Source organism: Halomonas sp. G15 (genome assembly GCF_021282295.1).
GTDB classification, from domain to species: domain Bacteria; phylum Pseudomonadota; class Gammaproteobacteria; order Pseudomonadales; family Halomonadaceae; genus Halomonas; species Halomonas alimentaria.
In genome coordinates this window covers 39,048-57,611 of the sequence record NZ_JAJSPA010000010.1, presented here as the reverse complement: position 1 = coordinate 57,611, position 18,564 = coordinate 39,048, and the positions used below count along the sequence as shown (strand labels likewise).

General features: G+C 66.8%; 15 protein-coding genes and 1 tRNA gene. 5 read left to right on the top strand and 11 right to left on the bottom strand.

The annotated features are described in order from the left end of the window. Positions 1-49: 49 nt before the first annotated feature. The 7 genes from LWH48_RS06960 to LWH48_RS06930 all read right to left on the bottom strand — a co-directional run bounded on the left by LWH48_RS06960 (position 50) and on the right by LWH48_RS06930 (position 6,071). Positions 50-724 carry a zinc metallopeptidase gene (locus tag LWH48_RS06960; protein ID WP_161431442.1) on the bottom strand — a complete coding sequence of 225 codons (675 nt, stop codon included), beginning with the start codon at positions 722-724 and terminating at the stop codon, positions 50-52. Between the two features lie 159 nt (positions 725-883). Continuing rightward, positions 884-2,329: a sulfate adenylyltransferase subunit CysN gene (gene cysN, locus LWH48_RS06955; RefSeq protein ID WP_232912012.1), complete on the bottom strand. Its 1,446-nt coding sequence runs from the start codon at positions 2,327-2,329 to the stop codon at positions 884-886. Then, on the bottom strand, positions 2,329-3,300 hold the full coding sequence (gene cysD / locus LWH48_RS06950; RefSeq protein WP_232912011.1) for a sulfate adenylyltransferase subunit CysD: 972 nt from the start codon (positions 3,298-3,300) through the stop codon (positions 2,329-2,331). Before cysD ends, cysN begins: the two co-directional genes overlap by 1 nt. A gap of 111 nt (positions 3,301-3,411) precedes the next feature. Continuing rightward, a complete protein-coding gene (locus LWH48_RS06945; RefSeq protein WP_232912010.1) occupies positions 3,412-4,158 on the bottom strand; it encodes a phosphodiesterase in 747 nt (248 codons plus the stop codon). Positions 4,159-4,259: 101 nt separating this feature from the next. Continuing rightward, positions 4,260-4,709 (bottom strand): DUF1249 domain-containing protein, encoded by a 450-nt coding sequence (locus LWH48_RS06940; protein WP_232912009.1) that lies wholly within the window; start codon positions 4,707-4,709, stop codon positions 4,260-4,262. Between the two features lies 1 nt (position 4,710). Next, a complete protein-coding gene (locus tag LWH48_RS06935) occupies positions 4,711-5,352 on the bottom strand; it encodes an NUDIX domain-containing protein (RefSeq protein WP_232912008.1) in 642 nt (213 codons plus the stop codon). Between the two features lie 71 nt (positions 5,353-5,423). Beyond that, positions 5,424-6,071: a tetratricopeptide repeat protein gene (locus LWH48_RS06930; protein ID WP_232912007.1), complete on the bottom strand. Its 648-nt coding sequence runs from the start codon at positions 6,069-6,071 to the stop codon at positions 5,424-5,426. Between the two features lie 137 nt (positions 6,072-6,208). Between LWH48_RS06930 and greB the strand changes: the two genes are divergently transcribed. Next, positions 6,209-6,748, top strand: coding sequence for a transcription elongation factor GreB (gene greB / locus LWH48_RS06925; protein ID WP_232912006.1), 540 nt, complete (start codon positions 6,209-6,211; stop codon positions 6,746-6,748). Between the two features lie 78 nt (positions 6,749-6,826). Here greB and LWH48_RS06920 read toward each other — a convergent pair whose 3' ends face one another. Both LWH48_RS06920 and LWH48_RS06915 read right to left on the bottom strand, forming a co-directional pair. Further along, a complete protein-coding gene (locus LWH48_RS06920; protein WP_232912005.1) occupies positions 6,827-7,882 on the bottom strand; it encodes a class I SAM-dependent methyltransferase in 1,056 nt (351 codons plus the stop codon). After that, on the bottom strand, positions 7,879-8,709 hold the full coding sequence (locus tag LWH48_RS06915) for a methyltransferase domain-containing protein (RefSeq protein WP_232912004.1): 831 nt from the start codon (positions 8,707-8,709) through the stop codon (positions 7,879-7,881). The genes LWH48_RS06920 and LWH48_RS06915 overlap by 4 nt, the downstream gene beginning before the upstream one ends. A gap of 165 nt (positions 8,710-8,874) precedes the next feature. On the opposite strand from LWH48_RS06915, the gene LWH48_RS06910 reads away from it, so the two are divergent. Continuing rightward, on the top strand, positions 8,875-10,809 hold the full coding sequence (locus tag LWH48_RS06910; RefSeq protein WP_232912003.1) for an FUSC family protein: 1,935 nt from the start codon (positions 8,875-8,877) through the stop codon (positions 10,807-10,809). Between the two features lie 126 nt (positions 10,810-10,935). Here LWH48_RS06910 and LWH48_RS06905 read toward each other — a convergent pair whose 3' ends face one another. Beyond that, positions 10,936-12,957 (bottom strand): TonB-dependent receptor domain-containing protein, encoded by a 2,022-nt coding sequence (locus LWH48_RS06905; RefSeq protein ID WP_232912002.1) that lies wholly within the window; start codon positions 12,955-12,957, stop codon positions 10,936-10,938. Between the two features lie 441 nt (positions 12,958-13,398). Between LWH48_RS06905 and LWH48_RS06900 the strand changes: the two genes are divergently transcribed. Next, a tRNA-Arg gene (locus LWH48_RS06900) sits at positions 13,399-13,475 on the top strand. Between the two features lie 23 nt (positions 13,476-13,498). Here LWH48_RS06900 and LWH48_RS06895 read toward each other — a convergent pair. Continuing rightward, positions 13,499-15,463: a sensor domain-containing diguanylate cyclase gene (locus tag LWH48_RS06895; protein WP_232912001.1), complete on the bottom strand. Its 1,965-nt coding sequence runs from the start codon at positions 15,461-15,463 to the stop codon at positions 13,499-13,501. A 317-nt stretch (positions 15,464-15,780) separates the two neighbouring features. Between LWH48_RS06895 and LWH48_RS06890 the strand changes: the two genes are divergently transcribed. After that, on the top strand, positions 15,781-16,941 hold the full coding sequence (locus LWH48_RS06890) for a DcaP family trimeric outer membrane transporter (RefSeq protein ID WP_232912000.1): 1,161 nt from the start codon (positions 15,781-15,783) through the stop codon (positions 16,939-16,941). A gap of 387 nt (positions 16,942-17,328) precedes the next feature. Further along, entirely contained in the window at positions 17,329-18,504 is a 1,176-nt protein-coding gene (locus LWH48_RS06885) for a hypothetical protein (protein ID WP_232911999.1), read from the top strand. The last annotated feature ends 60 nt before the right edge of the window (positions 18,505-18,564 follow it).

The window sequence follows — 18,564 nt, the reverse complement described above, 5'->3', positions numbered from 1 at the left end:
AGGCCCGCCAAAAGTAATTACTTAGTTATTACATTCAGCCACCAGGATGTCAACGCCGCAGGATCACCAACCAGCGGCCCAGGTTGAGGATGCTGGACAGCGACGCCGCCACATAGGTGAAGGCACAGGCAGTCAGCACATGGCGGGCGCCGGCCATGTCGCCCGGCGGGATGTACTCCTTGAGCAGCGGCAAGGCGCGCTGGAAGCTGGCGTCGAACTCGACCGGCAGAGTCACCAGGTGCACCAGCGCCGCGGTGCCGAAGCTGATCACCGCCGCGACGACCACGATGGCGAGGCCGCCGGGCAGGCGGGTGAGCAGGAACAGGAACGGAGCCGCCATCATCAACAGCGCTCCGAGCTTCTCGGCCTTCTGGGCCACAGCCACCAGCCGCGAACGCGCCAGCAGCGGCGCATAGCCCCGGTGGTGCTGGATGGCGTGGCCCACCTCGTGGGCCGCCACCGTGACCGCGGTGAGCGAGCGGCCGCCATAGACCGACGGCGAGAGCCGCACACGGCGCGCCACGGGGTCGTAGTGGTCACCCTGCTCGGTGGGCTCCACCTTGACCCCCTCGATGCCCAGCCGGCGCAGCAGGTGGTCAGCCAGCTCCGCGCCGGTGCCGGGGTAGTCGTCACGGCCACGGGCATGACGCTTGAGCACCCACTGGGCCCAGACGTTGGGCAGCAGGAACAGGGCCAGCAACAGGGCAAGGGCGAGAAAAATCATCAGGGGTTGGCTCCGGAGCGGCTATGTCGCTTTGGACACAGCCTACCAGAGCCGGTTTCCCCGGTGGCCACTGTCCGGTATCGCTCAAGGCTGTTCCGGCGACAGGCCCTCGAGGGGGCGCGACATGGGCAACCGCGATTGAGTTGAGTCGCGGTATTGCTACTTCAGAAGCTCACGCAGGTCCTTCGCCTCCCAGTGGGGGAAGTAGCGGCGCACCAAGGCATTGAGCTCCAGTTCGAAGCCAGCCCAGTCCACCTCGGTGGCACTCGCCGACTCGCCCTCACCTTCCACGACGCTGCGGATCATCCCCGCCCCCACGGTAACGTTGGTCAGCCGGTCGATGACGATGAAGCTGCCGGTGCCGGGGCTGCGCGCGTATTCATCCAGCGCCACCTCGGCGGTCAGCGCTACCCGGCAGCGGGCGATGGCGTTGAGATCGAGCCTCTCGGCGGGATGGCGCTCCAGGGTATTGACGTCCACCTGATAGTCGATGGCACTCACCTGCCCCGCCACCGAGCGTCCCGCCAGGCGGATATCGACCTGACGGCCGGGCGCGAGAGGCTCTTCGTGCATCCACACGATGTCCGCCTCGAAGGCGTGGGAGAGCGCCACCTCGGCACCATCGGCGACGATCCAGTCCCCCCGTGAGATATCGAGCTCATCAGCGAGGGTCACGGTGATCGCCTGACCGGGAAAGGCCTCCTCCAGGTCGCCCTCCCAGGTCACGATGCGCTCGACCATGGAGCGCTTGCCCGACGGCAGCACCTTGACGGCCTGGCCGGGGCGCAGCAGTCCCGCCTCCAGGGTGCCGGCATAGCCGCGGAAGTCGAGGTCGGGGCGGTTGACGATCTGCACCGGCAGGCGCAGGTCGGTGAGGTTGCGGTCACGGCTCACCTCCACCGTCTCCAGCAGCTCGAGCAGCGTCGGTCCCGGCTTGCCGTCGACGGAGTACCAGGGCATGCGCTCGCTTGGGTTGACCACGTTGTCGCCCTTGAGGGCCGAGATCGGCACGAAGCGGATGTCCCGGGCGGAGAGCTTCTCGGCGATCGCCTGGTACTCGGCGACGATCTCCTCGAAGCGCGCCTCGGAGTAGTCCACCAGGTCGAGCTTGTTGACCGCCACGACCAGGTGCTGGATGCCCAGCAGGTCGGCAATGAAGCTGTGCCGGCGGGTCTGGGTCTGCACGCCGTGGCGCGCATCGACAAGGATGATGGCGAGGCTCGCATTGGAGGCGCCGGTGGCCATGTTGCGGGTGTACTGCTCGTGCCCCGGGGTGTCGGCGATGATGAACTTGCGTCGGTCGGTGGAGAAGAAGCGGTAGGCCACATCGATGGTGATGCCCTGCTCGCGCTCGGATTGCAGGCCGTCGACCAGCAGCGCCAGGTCGACCTCCTCGCCGGTGGTGCCGCTCTTCTTCGAGGCCTGGGTGATCGCCGCAAGCTGATCGTCGAAGATCATCTTGGAGTCGTGGAGCAGCCGGCCGATCAGGGTCGACTTGCCGTCATCGACGCTGCCGCAGGTGATGAAGCGCAGCAGGTCCTTGTTCTCGTGCTCGTGCAGGTACTGCTCGATATTGTCGGCAATAAGGCTCGATTGGTGTGACATCAGAAATAGCCCTCGCGCTTTTTCTTCTCCATGGAACCGGCCTGGTCGTGGTCGATGGCGCGGCCGCTGCGCTCGCTGGTGCGGGTCAGCAGCATCTCCTGGATGATCTCGGGCAGGGAGGCAGCCGTCGACTCCACCGCCCCGGTGAGCGGGTAGCAGCCCAGGGTACGGAAGCGCACCCACTTCTCCTCGGGCACCTCACCCTCGGCCAGCGGCATCCGCTCGTCGTCGACCATGATCAACATGCCGTCACGCTCCACCACCGGTCGCGGCGCGGCGTGGTAAAGGGGCACGATGGGAATGCCTTCGAGGTAGATGTACTGCCAGATGTCCAGCTCGGTCCAGTTGGAGAGCGGGAAGGCACGGATCGACTCGCCCTTGTTGACTCGGGCGTTGTAGAGGTTCCATAGCTCGGGGCGCTGGTTCTTGGGATCCCAGCGATGGAAACGGTCGCGGAAGGAGAACACCCTCTCCTTGGCGCGGCTCGCCTCCTCGTCGCGACGCGCCCCGCCGAAGGCGGCGTCGAAGCCGTACTTGTCCAGGGCCTGCTTGAGCGCCTGGGTCTTCATCACATCGGTATAGCCGCTGGAGCCGTGGTCGAAGGGGTTGATGCCTGCGGCGCGCCCTTCCTCATTGGTGTGCACCAACAGCTCCATGCCCGCCTCTTTCGCCATGCGGTCACGGAAGGCGATCATCTCGCGAAACTTCCAGGTGGTGTCCACGTGCAGCAGCGGAAAGGGCGGCGGCCCCGGATAGAAGGCCTTGCGGGCCAGGTGCAGCATCACCGCCGAGTCCTTGCCGATGGAGTAGAGCATCACCGGATTGGCGAACTCGGCGACCACCTCGCGGATGATATGGATCGACTCCGCCTCGAGCTGCTTGAGGTGGGTCAGCCGCCGCGGGTCGGGCGCGGCCACGGTGGCACCTGTCTCGGGCGACGCCGCACGCTGGGGGGCTTGAAGAAGGGTCATGGCCGGCTACCTCGCATGACGTGGCAAAGATGACGTGAAACATGTCGATGCCACGCAGGGTAACGCCGCCCTATAATAACCCAAAAGAATTAATATCTATCTTTTTATAACTTATTTATGGATATCGACCCGTTCTACCCGGGTGGCATGGCTCACGCCGTCCAGATCGACGACGCGATAGCCGGGACGCGCAACCGGGTCGACGGCGAAGGTCTCGCTGCCCGGCAGGAAGGGGTCGATGGTGGAGGGGCAGCCGTAGACCATGATCTCGCGCTCTCCCGCTGCATGGCGGCCCACGAAGGCCTGGTGGATATGCCCGCAGAGGATCGCCTGCACCCGAGGGAAGAGCGCCAGGGTCTCCCAGAACGCCTCGGCATGCCGCAGGCCGATGGCATCCAACCAGGCGGAGCCCACTTCCAGGGGTGGATGGTGCATGGCGATCAGCACCGGCCGCACCGGGTCCGCGGCGAGGCGCCGGGCCAGCGCCTCCAGGGCCGCCTCGCCAAGCTCGCCATGGGGCTTGCCGGGCACGTGGGTATCGAGCAGCAGGATGCGCCAGTTGCCGAGTGTCAGCTCCGCCGGCAACGGCCGGGTGGCTGCCATGGGTTCGATCACGTCGTGATTGCCGGGCAGCCACTCCCAGGGGGCCTCGAGGGCGTCCAGGGTGCGCCTGGCCAGGGCGTAGGAGGCGGAGCTGTCGTCGTTGCTGATGTCCCCGGTGACCAGCACCCGATCCGGCCGCTGATGGTTGACGGCCGCCACCACCGCCTCCAGCTGGCGCAGCGGAACACCGCACCGGCCGCGGGCCCGAGGGTCGGCACACAGGTGACAGTCGCTGATCTGGATCAGGCGGGGCATGGCAGGACTCCGGGGGGCATCAATGGCTCAGGGTGAATCCGGGAGGCAGTTTCGCGGCGACGCTTGAGGCGATGTTTCAGGGCAGCGCTTCAGGGCTTCAGTCAGGGAAGCTCGGGCAGGTCCAGGGAGTGGCCGTGGGCCAGGCCATGCTCCAGCCACTCGCCGAGGAAGCGGTTGAGCTGCAGCTTCTCGTCCGGCTGGTGCATCTGGGCATTGGGATAGCGGTAGCGACCGTGGAAGTGGCGCTGGCGCTGGAAGTCGGTCACCTCGGCCATGCGCACGTCGTGGTAGAGGTGCACCCGCATGCGTGGCGTCTCGAGGTAGTCGTCGAGGATGCCGCGCTGGGAGACGCGCACGATGCTGGTATAGGGCGCACGCTCCTGCAGCTTGAGACACAGCTCGCCCACCCGGCGGCCATGGCTCACCAGCTCCACCTCACGGGTCTCGCCCGGCTCCAGCTCGCCCATCAGGCGCACGAGCCGCAGGTAGTTGACGCTGCACTCGCCCTGCAGGCTCTTGAGGTCGGTCACATAGGCGTTTCTATTCGGCACGCTACCTCCTCGCTCGCAATGAGGCCCGCTCGCCCGCCAGCCAGTGGAAGGCGATCAGACACATGGCATTGTCGAGTCGTCCAGCCTGCAGGAGTTCCCAGGCCCGCGCAAACGGCAGCACATGCACGCGGATATCCTCGTGCTCCGCGTCCAGGCCGTGCACCCCGCCCAGCCCGCGGCTGTCGACCAGGCCACAGAACAGCGTGACCCGCTCGTCGCAGGCGCCGGGGCTGGGATAGTAGGCATGCAGCTCGATCAGCTCGCCCACCTCACAGCCCGCCTCTTCGAGGGATTCCCGGCGTGCCACCTCGGCGACACTCTCACCGCGCTCCACCAGGCCTGCCACCACCTCGAGCTTCCAGGGCGAGGCCGGGTCGTCGAGGGCACCGGGGCGGAACTGCTCCACCAGCACCACGGCGTCGCGCTCGGGATCGTAGAGCAGCACACCCACGGCGTCGTGGCGGTGGTGCACCTCGCGCACCATCGGCTCGCTCCAGCCGCCCTCGAACAGGCGGTGGCGCAGGTGCAGCTCCTCGAGCCGGAAGAAGCCCTGGTGCAGGCAGCGCCGCTCCAGCAGTTCCACATCGGCGCGGGTGAAGGGCGCCGCCGTTGCCGGGTCAGGTACCTCTGGCGTGTCACTCATGGCGGTCTCCACTGGCGCAAAGACGACCATTATCCTGACCCGAGGCGTGGATGCCAACCGCCGGCCTGGCGTCAGAGGCGTTGCTGCAGCGCACGCGCCTCGTCGCGGAGTGCCTCGTCGGAGGCCTGGCGATCGGGGCGGGCCTCGCCCTCCACCGCCCGGCGGGCATGCTCGCGAGCCTCGTCCAGGCGCCCCTCCTCCTCGAGGAAGGCGGCATAGTAGAAGTTGACGTCGATGCCGTCGGGGCGAATCGAAAGCGCCTGCTCGAACATCTGCTCGGCGGTCGCGCTGTCACCGAAACCCATCAGCCCGCCCGGCACGCGATCGTAGAGGGCTCCCAGGGTGACATAGGCGGAGCCGTTATGGCCCTGGGGATCGAGCTCGACGGCCCGCTCCAGGGCCTTGCGGGCGCTCTTGGCGCTGGAGAGCGCCCCCAGGCCGCTGCGCTCGCGGGCCCATGACGCCTCGATGATGCCCTGCCACACCAGCGGCACCGCCACGTCGGGGTGCTCGGCCACCAGCCGCTCGGCCTGGCCAGCGAGGGCCTTCAGGCCATCGCCGCGCTGGCCCTCGGGCTGCTCGGTAATCAGGCGTTCCCAGTGATTCTTCATGCCCTCCACGCGGGCCTCCCAGGCATGGGCAGCGGCCAGCGGCAGGACGGCGAGGCCGAGGCTCAGCCCCAGGCCAATGGCGGTATTCAGCAGACGACGACGCGGCATATCGGATCTCCTTCGGGGTGTTGGTATTGTGCTCCCGCCCTGAAATGTAACGAACGTTTGAATGATTGGCCAGCGGCTTGGCCGCCTGGCTGCCATGGCGTATGTTCGCCGCCATAGCCCGGATCAAGAGGAAGAGCATGAAAGGCCGCAACATGACCCGCTGGCGCGATCCGGCCAAGGACCCGCGCCAGGAACCCAAGAGCAACCTGATCACCGCCGAGGGGGCCGAGCGGCTGCGCGGCATTCTCGACCATCTCTCGCGGGTGAAGCGTCCCGCCCTCTCCACCAAGGTGGGCGAGGCGGCGGCCCTGGGCGACCGCAGCGAGAACGCCGATTACACCTACAACAAGAAGGAGCTCAATCGGGTCATCGCGCGCATCCGCTACCTGACCAAACGCCTCGACGAGCTGACGGTGGTGGATCGGTTGCCGGCGGATACCAGCAAGGTCTACTTCGGCGCCTTCGTCACCCTGGAGGACGAGGAAGGCGAGGAGATGAAGGTACGCATCGTCGGCCACGACGAGATCGCTCCGGACAAGCGCTGGATCAGCGTCGATTCCCCCCTGGCCAAGGCGCTGCTCGGCAAGCCTCTCGACGAGGAGGTGACGGTGGCCGCCCCGGGTGGCGAGACCACCTGGATCATTACCGAGATCGCCTATCGCGACCCTGGGAAATAGCCCAGCCATCGCCCGATAAATCGGACTCCTACATGCGCCGCAGGAGCGCGATTTATCGCGCGATGACTTTTCCGCTGATCAGCGCCTGACCGCCCGGTAGACCCGGAAGCGGCGGTCATCGGCGAGGATCTCGAAGCCGCCGAAGGCGCGTTCGAGCAGGTCGGGATAGGGCAGGAAGGCGTTGGCGACGATGACCAGCGCACCACCGGGTCGCAGGTGCGCAGGGGCATCAAGGATCAACCGTGCCGCCGGCCCATAGTCGATGGCTCGCTCCTGGTGGAACGGCGGATTGCTGACGATGGCATCGAAGACCCGGCCATCCAGCGCCGAGTAGACATCACTCTCCAGCGTTTCTCCAGACAAGGCCTCGCCGGCGAGTTGGTTAGCCGCCAGGCTGCGCCGGGTCGCCTCCACCGCGAAGGCGTTGACATCCACCGCGGTGACTCCTGCCCCCTGACGCGCCAGCCAGGCGGCCAGGATGCCGTCGCCGCAGCCCAGATCGAGGACATCGCCCGCAAGACCAATGGGCGCACTCCCCTCTCCCGACAGGGTCTCAATCAGCAGCCGGGTGCCGTCATCCAGCTTGCCGTGGCCGAATACCCCGGGATGGCTGGTCAGGGTCAGCCGCTCGCTGCCCAGCTCGGCATCGAAGGTGGTCCAGGCGGCATCGGGGTCGATGCCGACACGCCCGAGGCGGGTCTCGAACAGCGAGCAGCGCCGCGCGCTGTCGAGCTTGCGACAGCCCAGCCCGAGTGCCGCCAGCACCTTGAGCACCCGCCTGATGCCGCCCTGGTTCTCACCCACCAGCTGCAGCGGCGTGCCCTCGGGTAGCGTGGCGCACAGCCACAGCAGCCACCACTCGCCCAGGGCATGGCTCTTGGGCCAGAACAGCACCGCCCCGGCCGGCGTACCCACATCACCTGCGGATCCCGCCGCAAAGGGCGAGAGCGCCGAGCGCCCGGCGGCCTGCCAGGCCTCGCGCACCGCCAGGTCGGCACTGATCGCCGTGCCCTGCCCCGTCTCGAGCCAGGCATCCCGGGGCGGCGCCACCCACCACCAGCCGCGATAGTCGGCGGCCTGGCGCTCCAGCAGCTGGCAGACCGGATTCTCGGCACGAACCGTCTCGGCACTCATCTCGGGGACTCCTCGGTGGAAGAAGGCGATGCGCCGGGGCGCACCAGGGTATAGAGCAGGTAACGCCCCAGCCGCCAGTGGGGCTCGACCCGGCAGTAGCGCCACTCGAGCTCGAACAGCCGCTGTCGGTCGGCGTCACTTTCCGGGGGCTTGCGCAGGTAGTCGTGGAACACCCGCACTCCCGCCACGCTGCGCACTTCCAGGCCCAGTTCTTCGCTCCAGGCCATGAGCTGGGCGTGGGTCAGCGGCGAGATCGGCGTCAGCCGCCGGCGCAGCCCCTTGCCCTCCAGGCGGTCATCCAGGGCCTTCTCCAGATTGCCCTTCACCACATTGGAGAAGCGCAGGGCATCACGATTGAAGACCATCAGCGAGAGCTGCCCGCCCGGGGCCAACAGGCCCGCCAGGGTGGCCAGCGCTCCCCGCGGGTCGCCCAGCCACTCCAGCACCGCATGGCAGGCGATCAGAGACCAGGGCCCGGCGGCACGTTCGGGCAGCGCCTGCAGCGGCGCCTGCAGGAAGGTGACCTCGCGCTCCACCGATGCTTCCAGGAGCGCCTCGCGGGCCCGCTCCAGCATCTCGGCGGAGGGCTCGGCCAGGGTCACCGGGTGGCCGCGCCCGGCGAACCACGCCGCCAGCTGACCCAGGCCCCCACCCACGTCGAGCAGCGGCTGGCCACGGAGGTCGAGCATCTCCGGCAACAGGCGGTCGAGCAGCGCCAGGCGCAGCTCGCCACGCACGCCACCGTAGAGGCTGGCGGCGAACTTGTCGGCCAGGCCATCGAAGTGGCGATCACCATGGACGGAGAGCGGAGATGCGGGAGTGGTCATGGGGCTACCTTGAACAGAGATGCCGGCATTCTACCCGCAAGCCGCGCCGGTCTCATGCCCGTGACGCCGGCTTCACCAAACAGGGCCGCGTGATAAAGTCGCCGGCTAATAGTTTCAACCTTCAGTATTCAACCCTCACTGTTCACCACACCACGAGGACCGCCCATGCCTCTCTCACGCTGGCTCTCAGGCCAGGGCTTCGATCTCGAGCGGCTGCGCTTTTCCCTGCGCACGGCCCTGGCTGCCTGCCTGGCCCTGAGCGTGGCCTGGGCGATCGGCCTGGAGCATCCCCAGTGGTCGGCGATGACCGTATGGGCCGCCTCCCAGCCGGTGCGTGAGCTGCTGGTCGAGAAGAGCCTCTACCGTGCCCTGGGCACTCTGGTGGGCACCGCTGTAGGCCTGCTTCTGCTGCTCGCCACCGGCGACAGCCTGCTCTGGCTGGTGATCGGCCTGGCGCTCTGGGTCGGCCTGTGCGCCGGCATCGGCAACGCCCTGCACAGCATGATCGCCTACGCCACCCTGCTGTCGGGGTACTCCGCCTCCATGGTCGCCCTGCTCGGCACCGCCTCCGGCATGAACACTCTTGCGCTGGGTGCCGACCGCCTGCTAACCGTGCTGGTCGGCGTGATCATGGCGCTGGTGGTGGGGCTCGCGCTCACACCCCGCGCCTCGCGCAGCGCGCTCGAGGAGCGCGGCCGGCGCAGCACCGCACGGGTCCTCCACCTGCTGGCCCAACGACTGGGCCCGCAGCCACGCGGTACCCGCCTGGCCCCCAACGAGCTGCTCTCCGATATCGCCATCCTCGAGGCTGAGCTGGAGCCCAGCGCCGCCGGTTCTCGGCGTGCACGCCATTCGGCGCGCTCCCAGCGGGCGATTCTCGCCGCCCTGACGGCAGCGTTGCTGTGGGTTCGCCGTCGCGAGCATGGCCAGCGCCAGGCCGCCGCCCATGAGGCCGTGGCAGAGGCAGCACTCGCCATGGATAACGCCGAGCCCCTGCCCAGGGTGGCGGCGCACCTGAACCGGGCCAGCCAGCTGGCCGAAGCGGAGGACCCGGCCCTGGGCGAGGTACTGGGAAGGCTGGCCGCCACCCTGACCCAGCGCCAGCAGTTCCGCGATACCGGCCGCACCGACCGCGACGCGAGTCGCCGCCAGGTAACCCGGCACCGTGACTGGATCCACGCCCGCCATGCGATGCTGCGCACCACCGGCGTGCTGCTGGTGATCGGCCTGGCCTGGGTGGCCACCGGCTGGTCCGCCGGTGCCTACGTGATGCTGGGTACCTCGGTGATGGTGACCCTGTTCTCCACCTTCGAGAACCCCGCCTGGATCATGCGCCGCATCCTGGCCTGGCAGGCGGTCGGTGCGCTGCTCGCGGTGGCCCTGCGCTGGCTGGCCTGGCCTTTGGCCAGCGCCGAATGGCAACTGATCGCCATGCTGCTGCCGCTGATCCTGGTCACGGTGGTGCCCTTCTCCCACCGCCGCACCCAGAACGGCTCCATGGACTATGTGATGATCCTGCTGCTGCTGTCGCAGCCGAGCCTGCCGCTCACCGGCACCTTCGCGCACTCCCTGGCCCTGGCCCTGGCCGTGGTGGCCGGCCCGCTGCTGGCGTTGATCGCCTTCCGCCTGATCTTTCCCACCAATGCCCGGCGTCGTCAGCGCCACCTCGAGGGGATGATGCTCCACGAGTTGGAAACCCTCGCCTCCCGCGGCGACAGCCAGCGCGAAGCGCTATGGCAGGCGCGCCTCTACCATCGGGTGATGCGCCTGGTGCACTGGGCCCACCTGCAGGGCGAAGCGACCCACCGAGTGGTCGATGCCAGCCTGGCGGCCCTGACCCTGGGCGAGACCCTCGAGGCGCTGCGTCACTATAGTCAGGGTCAGAACCAGAATCAGGCCGACCCGGGCACCCGACGCCGCCTGGAGGCCAGCCTGCGCCGTGTCGCCCGGCTGCGCGAGGCCCCGTTGGAAGCCGCCGCGGCCCTGGAGCGCCTGGCGCGCACCCTGGCACGCCGCCAGCAGGTCGAGTTGGCCCGCCAGGCCAGGCACTCGGCCACGCTGCTGCGCGAGAACCGCGCCTTCTTCCAGGGTAAGACCTGAATCGCGCCCCGCCTCGAATCAGTCACCGCTGACCAAGAACGGCCTGCACAGCCCCAACGCAAGCGCCGCCAGCGATAGCTGGCGGCGCTATGTATCGCCTGTTCAACAGGCTGAACGACGATGCCTCTAGAAGGCATAGTCCACGGCCAGCCAGACACTGCGTCCCGGCTCGTTCAGCGGCAGCTCCGCGCTCTCCGGATCGCTGCTGAGGAAGGGGTCACTGCTGGAGCGATTGCGGTTCAGGAAGTCGCTGTAGGTCTTGTCCAGCAAGTTGCTGACGCCAGTGCGCAGGGTCAGCGCCTGCCACTGCCAGGCGGCCTCGGCATCCAGCACCACATAGCCGGAGGTGGCGACTTCATCCGGGCCCAGGCGGTCCTGATCGTCGGAGAAGCGCGCGGTCAGGCCCGCCTCCCAGGCATCGGCCACGTAGAACTGGGAGAGCTGGCCACGCAGCGGGGCGATATCCGACAGCGCGCCACCGTCATCGAGGTTGTCGCCGCGCACCCAGCTCAGCTGGCCACGGGTCTCCCAGTTATGGGCCCAGCGCAGGTCGCCGGTGAGTTCCAGGCCGTAGAGGGTAGCGTCGATATTGCGATAGGTGCTGACCCCATCGGCATTCGCTGACCGGAAGATGTAGTCGTCGACTCGGTCGGCGAAGGCCACCACCTCGAAGCCAGCCATATCCAGGCGGCGCTCAAAGCCCAGATCCAGCTGGTGGTGCACCTCAGGATCCAGCTCCGGATTGCCGACCCAGTCGTTCTTGGCGAAGTAGCGCTCGGTGGCGTCGGCATCGCGTTCGGCGCGGCTCACGCTGGCGAAGACGCTGTCGGACTCGTTGAGGCGCTGCTCGCCACGCAGGAAGGCGCCCACCAGCCAGGCATCATGGTCCAGATCGCCTTCGACGCCGTAGACATTGCGGTAGAGATCGGCAGCCACCACGCCGCTGTCACTGGACTGATAGGCCGCATCGGCGCTGGCCTCGGAGTAGTCCACCCGCAGACCCCCGCTGACAATGGTGTGCTCGCCCAGGTAGTGATCCAGCTCGGCGAAGGCGCCAGCCTGGCGGGTGGTCACATCCGGCCAGGAGAGGAAGGCCACCATATCCTTGGAGTCATTGATGATCTCGGCATTGCGCTCGTTCTGCAGCACATTGACCCCGTAGCGCAGGTCGCTGTCGGCCAGCTGCTGCGTGAACATGCTCTTCCAGGTGAAGGTGTCGGACTCGGTGGGCGAGCGCATCTGCTTGGTCGGCGGCGCATCACGCAGCGAGTAGTTGTCCATCACATGGTCGATGGTGGTGTACTGAAGCCGATTCTCCATGCTCAGGGTATCGGAGAAGGCATGGTCGAGGCGCAGGCGCACGGTGTCGTTATCGCTCTCGGGAGAGTCCATGCCGGCGCCGGCAAACTTGACGTCGCGCTCGCGCACCGCCTCATAGCCCAGGGCCAGTTCGGTGTTCTCGCTGGGCGTCAGGCCCAGGGTGATGCCGCCGCTGGTGGTCTCGAAGCCGCTGTGGATGCGCTGTCCGTCGCCGTCCTCGTAGTCGCTGGCATTCTGGTGCTCGCCGAACACCTGCAGGTAGCCCTGCTGGTTGCCGGCCTCCAGGTTGGCATACAGGCCGACACGCTCACCGTTATCGTCGTAGCTGGCACCCACGCTGCCCTGCTGGCCGACCACATCGCCCTCGAACTCCGGTGCACTGCGCTCGAACAGGACTGTACCGCCACTGCCCCCGGCACCATGCTGCAGCGTGGTCACGCCCTTGCTGACCGTCACGCGATCGATGCTGTGCAGCGGCGCATAGGCGGTGGGCGGATCCATGCGGTTGGGACAGCCACCGAACACATAGCCCCCGTCGATCAGGACATTCAGGGCGTTACCCTGCTGGCCGCGGATCACCGGGTCGAGGCCATGGCCACCCATGCGAATGCCTTCTACGCCATTCAGGCGCCGCAGCCATTCACCGGCATCGGCCGCCGGCGCGGGTGAGGATTTGGGCGAGAGCGACAGCTCCCCGGGCACCTGTTGGGTGCCTTCCACCACGATGGTGGAGAGGGTATCGGTGCCCTGTGCCTGGGCAAGCGAGCCCCAGGCCGCGGCAGCAACAAGGGCTACCAGTGGCAGGCGGCGTGGCATTTGGCTAGTCATGGATCCCGAGCTCATCTTCTTTTAGGTGTGTGTATAAGCGCCGGGAATATTAAATGCATGTTATGTGATGAGGTATGGGGCACGTTGCCGCAGCGATGTGCGAACCGTGAACTGACAGCTGTCGCACCAGAGCTATCGCAGTTACCGATAGGCTGATAGCGAAAGGTGCCGGGGGCAGGTCGGAGAGGGGGTCCGAGGACCAGGGGTGAGGAGCATTGCTCCGAACGGGCTGGCCAAGGATGGCCAGCACCGGACCTGCAAGCGGAGCGGGACACGAGAGCGCAGCAGGGCCGAGGTAGCCTACAAGGAAGTACTCGTAGCGCCCCCTCGACGGCCTGTCGTCGGAACAGCCTTGAGCGGTGCTGGCATCTGGGATAACCCTATGACAGCGGCACCACGGTTCCCCTCGGCGGTGCATTTCCCTATAATGCGCCGCGTGTTGCCCCCTTAGCTCAGCTGGATAGAGCGTCCCCCTCCTAAGGGGAAGGTCTCAGGTTCGAATCCTGAAGGGGGCGCCACCCCGCCCCACTCAACCGGCATATCACCCGAGACTCATCTCCTCGGCCATCACCACCCGGTTACGCCCCAGCCGCTTGGCCCGATAGCTGGCCTGATCGGCACGCTCCATCAGCGCCTCCGGCGACTCCTCCTCCGCCGTCAGCATGGCCACGCCGACACTGGCCGAGACCAAATAATGCTCCCCGGCATGCTCGAACACCATGCGCTCCAGCGCCTCGCGGATACGCTCGGCGACGTGCAGGGAGGCATCATGGGGTGCCGGTGCCAGCAGCACGGCAAACTCGTCACCGCCCAGCCGCGCCACCTGATCCTCCTCGCGCACCACCTCGCCCAGCACCCGTGCCACCTGCTGCAGCAATGCATCACCGACCGCATGGCCGGCGCGGTCATTGACCGTCTTGAAGTGGTCCAGGTCGAGCATCACCAGCGCACGGGGTGTCTCCGGCGCGGCACCCAGGCGGCTGGCATCCGCCAGCCGACGCAGGAAACCCCGGCGATTGAGGCTGCCGGTCAGGGCATCGTGCTCGGCCTCCCAGCGGTGGCGACGCTCACGCTCATGGTGCTCGGTAACATCGCGGATCAGGCCGACGAAGCCCAGCGGACGCCCATCCAGCACCACCCGGCTGGCCTGGACGTCGAGACGCCGCCAGCCCCCCGCCGGACCACGAAGGCGGTAGTGCTGCTGCAGGGCCGAGCCCTGACTCAGCGCCTCGCGCCAGCCGGCCAGGAAGCCGGCACGATCCTCGGGGTGTATGCGTCGCAGCCAGGCCAGCGGCCGATAGCTTGACAGCGAGACGCCGGTCAGGCGTTCCAGGGCGGGATTGAGGTAGCTGACATGGCCCCGGGTATCAGCGATAAACATGCCCACCGGTGACGATGCCAGCACCGCTCGCAGGAAGGCCTCGCGCGCCTCCAGCGAGACATGCACCGCGCGGCGCTGCCCCTCCAGGCGATTGAACGCCTCCTCCAGCTGACGCAGCTCCTGCATCCCGGTGGCCAGCTCCAGACGCTGCGACTCGCCACGCCCGATCCGGGCGATCTGGCGCTCCAGTCGGTGTAGCGGGCGCAGCCCAAGGCCCAGCAGCCACCACAGCAAAGGCAGCATCAGCAGCACCGTGCCGATCCCCACCCAGCGCAGCTCGACGGCATAGCGCCGCAGCGGCGCCTTTACCTGCTCCAGGGGCAGATAGACCCCCACCACCCAGTCGGCGGCCCAAACCTGGCGAAACGACGCCAGGGCCGGCTCGCCATCGAGGGTCAGCGTGGTGCCACCGCCCTGCCAGCCCAGCAGGGCCTGATCGAGCAGGGGGCGCTCTTCGAGATCCTCCAGCGGCAGCATCAGGCGCTCAGGGTCCGGGTGGCTGATCACCTGACCCTCGGCAGTCATCAGCAGCACATGGCCAGCCTCGCCCAGGTAACGTCCACGCAGGTTGAGATAGGCCTCGCCGTCGCGCAGTGCGGTGTTGCCGCCGAGAATGCCCAGGAACTCGCCCTGCTCACCAAGCAGCGGCTGCACCACCATCACCTGATCGATGGCGGTCTCGCCGCCGCTATAGGGCTCGGTGACCAGCGGGCGCCGAAAGGCCCTGACCTTCTTGAAATAGGGCCGCTCGGCAATGGTCGGCCCACCCTCGGCAAAGGGCGGCCAGTCGGCCACCGGCCTCCCCTCGGCATCGAACACCATCAGCCGGTCGAACATCGCCAGCAGCGGTTGCTGGCCGCGCAGCCGTTCGACCAGTTCGGGATCGTCGAGATCTATCTCCTGGGCCAGCCGCGCCAGCAGCGCCTGGCGCTCGGCCAGCTCCCGGGTCATCTGATCAGCGACCAGCCGCACCTCATACTCCAGGTGCACCAGGTTCTCGTGCCGGGTCAGCTTGCCGCCGCTCAGGTGGCTGTAGCCCAGCAGCGCCGCCACCAGAGCCAGCCAGCCCAGGCCGATGCCGAGCAGCAGGCGGGTACGCAGGGAGAGAGGAAGAAGGATCGACAACGGGCGGCTCCAGGAGCGTCGTTCACTGGCGACATGATGCCACAGAGCCGAACCCCCTGAAGGTGAAACGGGCAACAGCGGTCAACGCTGGGGTCGAGGCCCAGAGACGAACGCTCGGGTGGAAACGCCGGATAGGAAAGTTCCTACAACTTTGGTCGCCTTGGGCATTCATGGCGTTGTCATCAACGCAGCGTCTCGCTTCTTTCACCCTGACGTTAACGTCAGACGCATCGCCAATCCGCGAGATCGGCATGCATCGCAGGACCAACACAATAACGCCGCCTCTGCGCGGCCAGACGATTCAAGGAACAACGCACGTGACCCAATACAACAAGCTCAAGCTGGCATCGGTCTTTACCGCCTCCGCCCTGGCATTGGCGGTCGCCAGCGCCTCTCACGCCGTGGATTTCGAAGTCGGCGATACCAAGGCCAGCGTCTACGGCTACGCCAAGCTGGATATCATCTATGACGTGGATGCCGATATGGGCAACCTCGTCACCCATAGCAACATCAAGCTGGATGGCGAGCCTAGCCAGGACGGGCATTTCAATATGCACGCCTACCAGAGCCGTATCGGCTTCAAGACCGTGACCCCGGTATCCGGCAGCGACCTGGTGACCCAGATCGAGGGCGACTTCTACGGAACCAACAACAACTTCCGCCTGCGTCACGCCTACGGTTCCTGGAACGGCATCCTGGCCGGCCAGTACTGGACCAACTTCTACGGCTTCGTCGCCGGCACCCCGACCATTGACTTCCGCGGCCCGCCCGGGGTCGGCAACCAGGCGCGCCAGCCGCAGCTGCGCTATACCGCCGGCAACTTCTCGGCATCCATCGAGGATCCGGACACTCTGGGCTCCTCAGAAACCACCGAAAATAATGTGGTCCAAACCTCAGCGGACGCTGCCAAGAGCGAACTCCCGGACGTGACAGCGCGCTATACCGATACCTCCGGTCCGTTCAAGTACTCCGCCTCAGCGGTGCTGCGTCAGCTCGAATTTGATGCCGAAGCCGATCCCAATGCCACCGTCAATGACGACTCCGCCTTTGGCTGGGGTATCGCCCTGGAAGCCGCCATGGCAGTCAACGAGGCTGTAACGCTACGTGCCGGCGTGACCCACGGCGATGGTATCGGCGGCTACATGAACGTCAGCCCGCAGACATCCCCCGCTTATGTGGCCGACAACGGCGATCTCGAAACTCTGGAGAGCACCGGCGGTACCCTCGGCGCCAGCCTCAAGGCCGGCCCGGGGGCCATCAACGCCTCCTATAACGTCTCTACCGTCGATCTCGATGACGAGGATTACTACGGCGCCACTGATAACGACACCTTCGAGACCGCTTATCTTAACTATATCTGGTCGCCGGCCGAACGTATCAGCTACGGCATCGAGGCCAGCTGGGCCAGCCGCGAGACCAAGGGTGGCGACGATGGCGACGCCACTCGCCTTCAGGGCATGGTGATGTACAGCTTCTAAGCCACCGACCGCTGGCGGGGCGCGCCCCGCCATCATGGTGATAGCACCGACAGCACAAGCAGAATGCTTCGATCCTTCCGCCCCGGCCACTGGCCGGGGCTTTTTGCGTCAAGCCGGCGACTTCTCGCCGCAAGCATGACCCCGAACAGGGCGTTAATCCTTTCTTAATCGACTGATTCAGCAGGATTATTTGACCATCTTGGAATAGCCATCAGATCTTCCTACACCTTGACCCATATCAAGCTTTTCCTTCGACTCGACTGTGGGCCCGGGGCGTCGGGGTGGTTAGCATGACAACCATCGGCGGCAAGCGGAATCATCAAGGGAACCCGCAGGCGTCGCCGAATCGCTTCCGCCCACTGGGCGCCCCGCAAGAAGGAAAAGCCAATGACTGCTCCCATCCGCCTCAAGCACGCCACGCTGCTCGCCGGCAGCACCCTGGCGCTGGCCATCGCCTCGGCCTCCCACGCCGTCGACTTCGAGGTCGGCGACACCAAGGCCAGCGTCTATGGCTACGCCAAGCTGGACATGATCTACGACGTCGACAACGAGCTCGGCGACCTGGCCGCCCGTCCGCGTATCCTGATCGACGGTCAGGAAGGCAGCGACGGCCATACCACCATGCACGCCTACGAGAGCCGCCTGGGCTTCAAGACTGCCACCCCCATGGGCGGCAGCAACCTGACCACCATGGTCGAAGTGGACTGGTTCAACAACGCCCCGGAAGGCGGCGACCTGCGCCTGCGTCACGCCTTCGGCAGCTGGAACGGCATCACGGCGGGCAAGACTTGGACCAACTTCGGCAGCCTGCTGGGCAAGACTCCGACCATCGACCTGGCGCCCCAGCCGGGCCAGAGCAAGGTGGGCCGCAAGGCGCAGCTGCGCTACTCCTTCAACAACTGGCACGTCGCCCTGGAGAATCCGGATCCGGAAGACTACCGGGACGGCGTCGCTTCCAGCTTCAACCCCAACCGCGGCATCTACACCGAGCATGAAGGCGCCAAGACCGGCCTGCCCGATCTGACTCTGCGCTATCAGAACCAGGCCGCCGGCCTGCACTACTCCGCCTCTGCCATGGCCCGCCAGCTGGAAGTCGAAGAGGTCAACGGCGTCGATGACAACGCCACCGGCTATGGCCTCAACCTGGCGGCCCGCTATCCCGCCACCGAGGCGCTGACCCTGCGCGGCGCGCTGACCTGGGGCGAAGGCATCGGCGAATATATGCAGAACAACCCCTCGGCGCCGGCCTACCTGGATGGCGACAGCATCGAGACCATCGAGGCCTGGGGTGCCAACCTGGGCATGAGCCTGGCCGCCGGCCCGGGTGCCATCAACCTGGGCTACGGCATATCCAAGGCGGACCTGGATGATGCCCGCGATGCTGGTATTGCCGGGGTGGAAGGCGCCAACGAACAGTTCGAGGCGGTGCACCTGAACTATATCTGGTCACCGATCCAGCGCGTCAGCTACGGCATCGAAGCCGCCTACCATACCCGTGAGGTGGTCGACGGTCGCGACGGCGACGCGGTACGCCTGCAGGGGATGGTCAAGTACAGCTTCTGAGCTGTCGGATGACGGCGCGATGATGACGGCCGGAACGGAAGAGAAGGTTCGATCGATTGC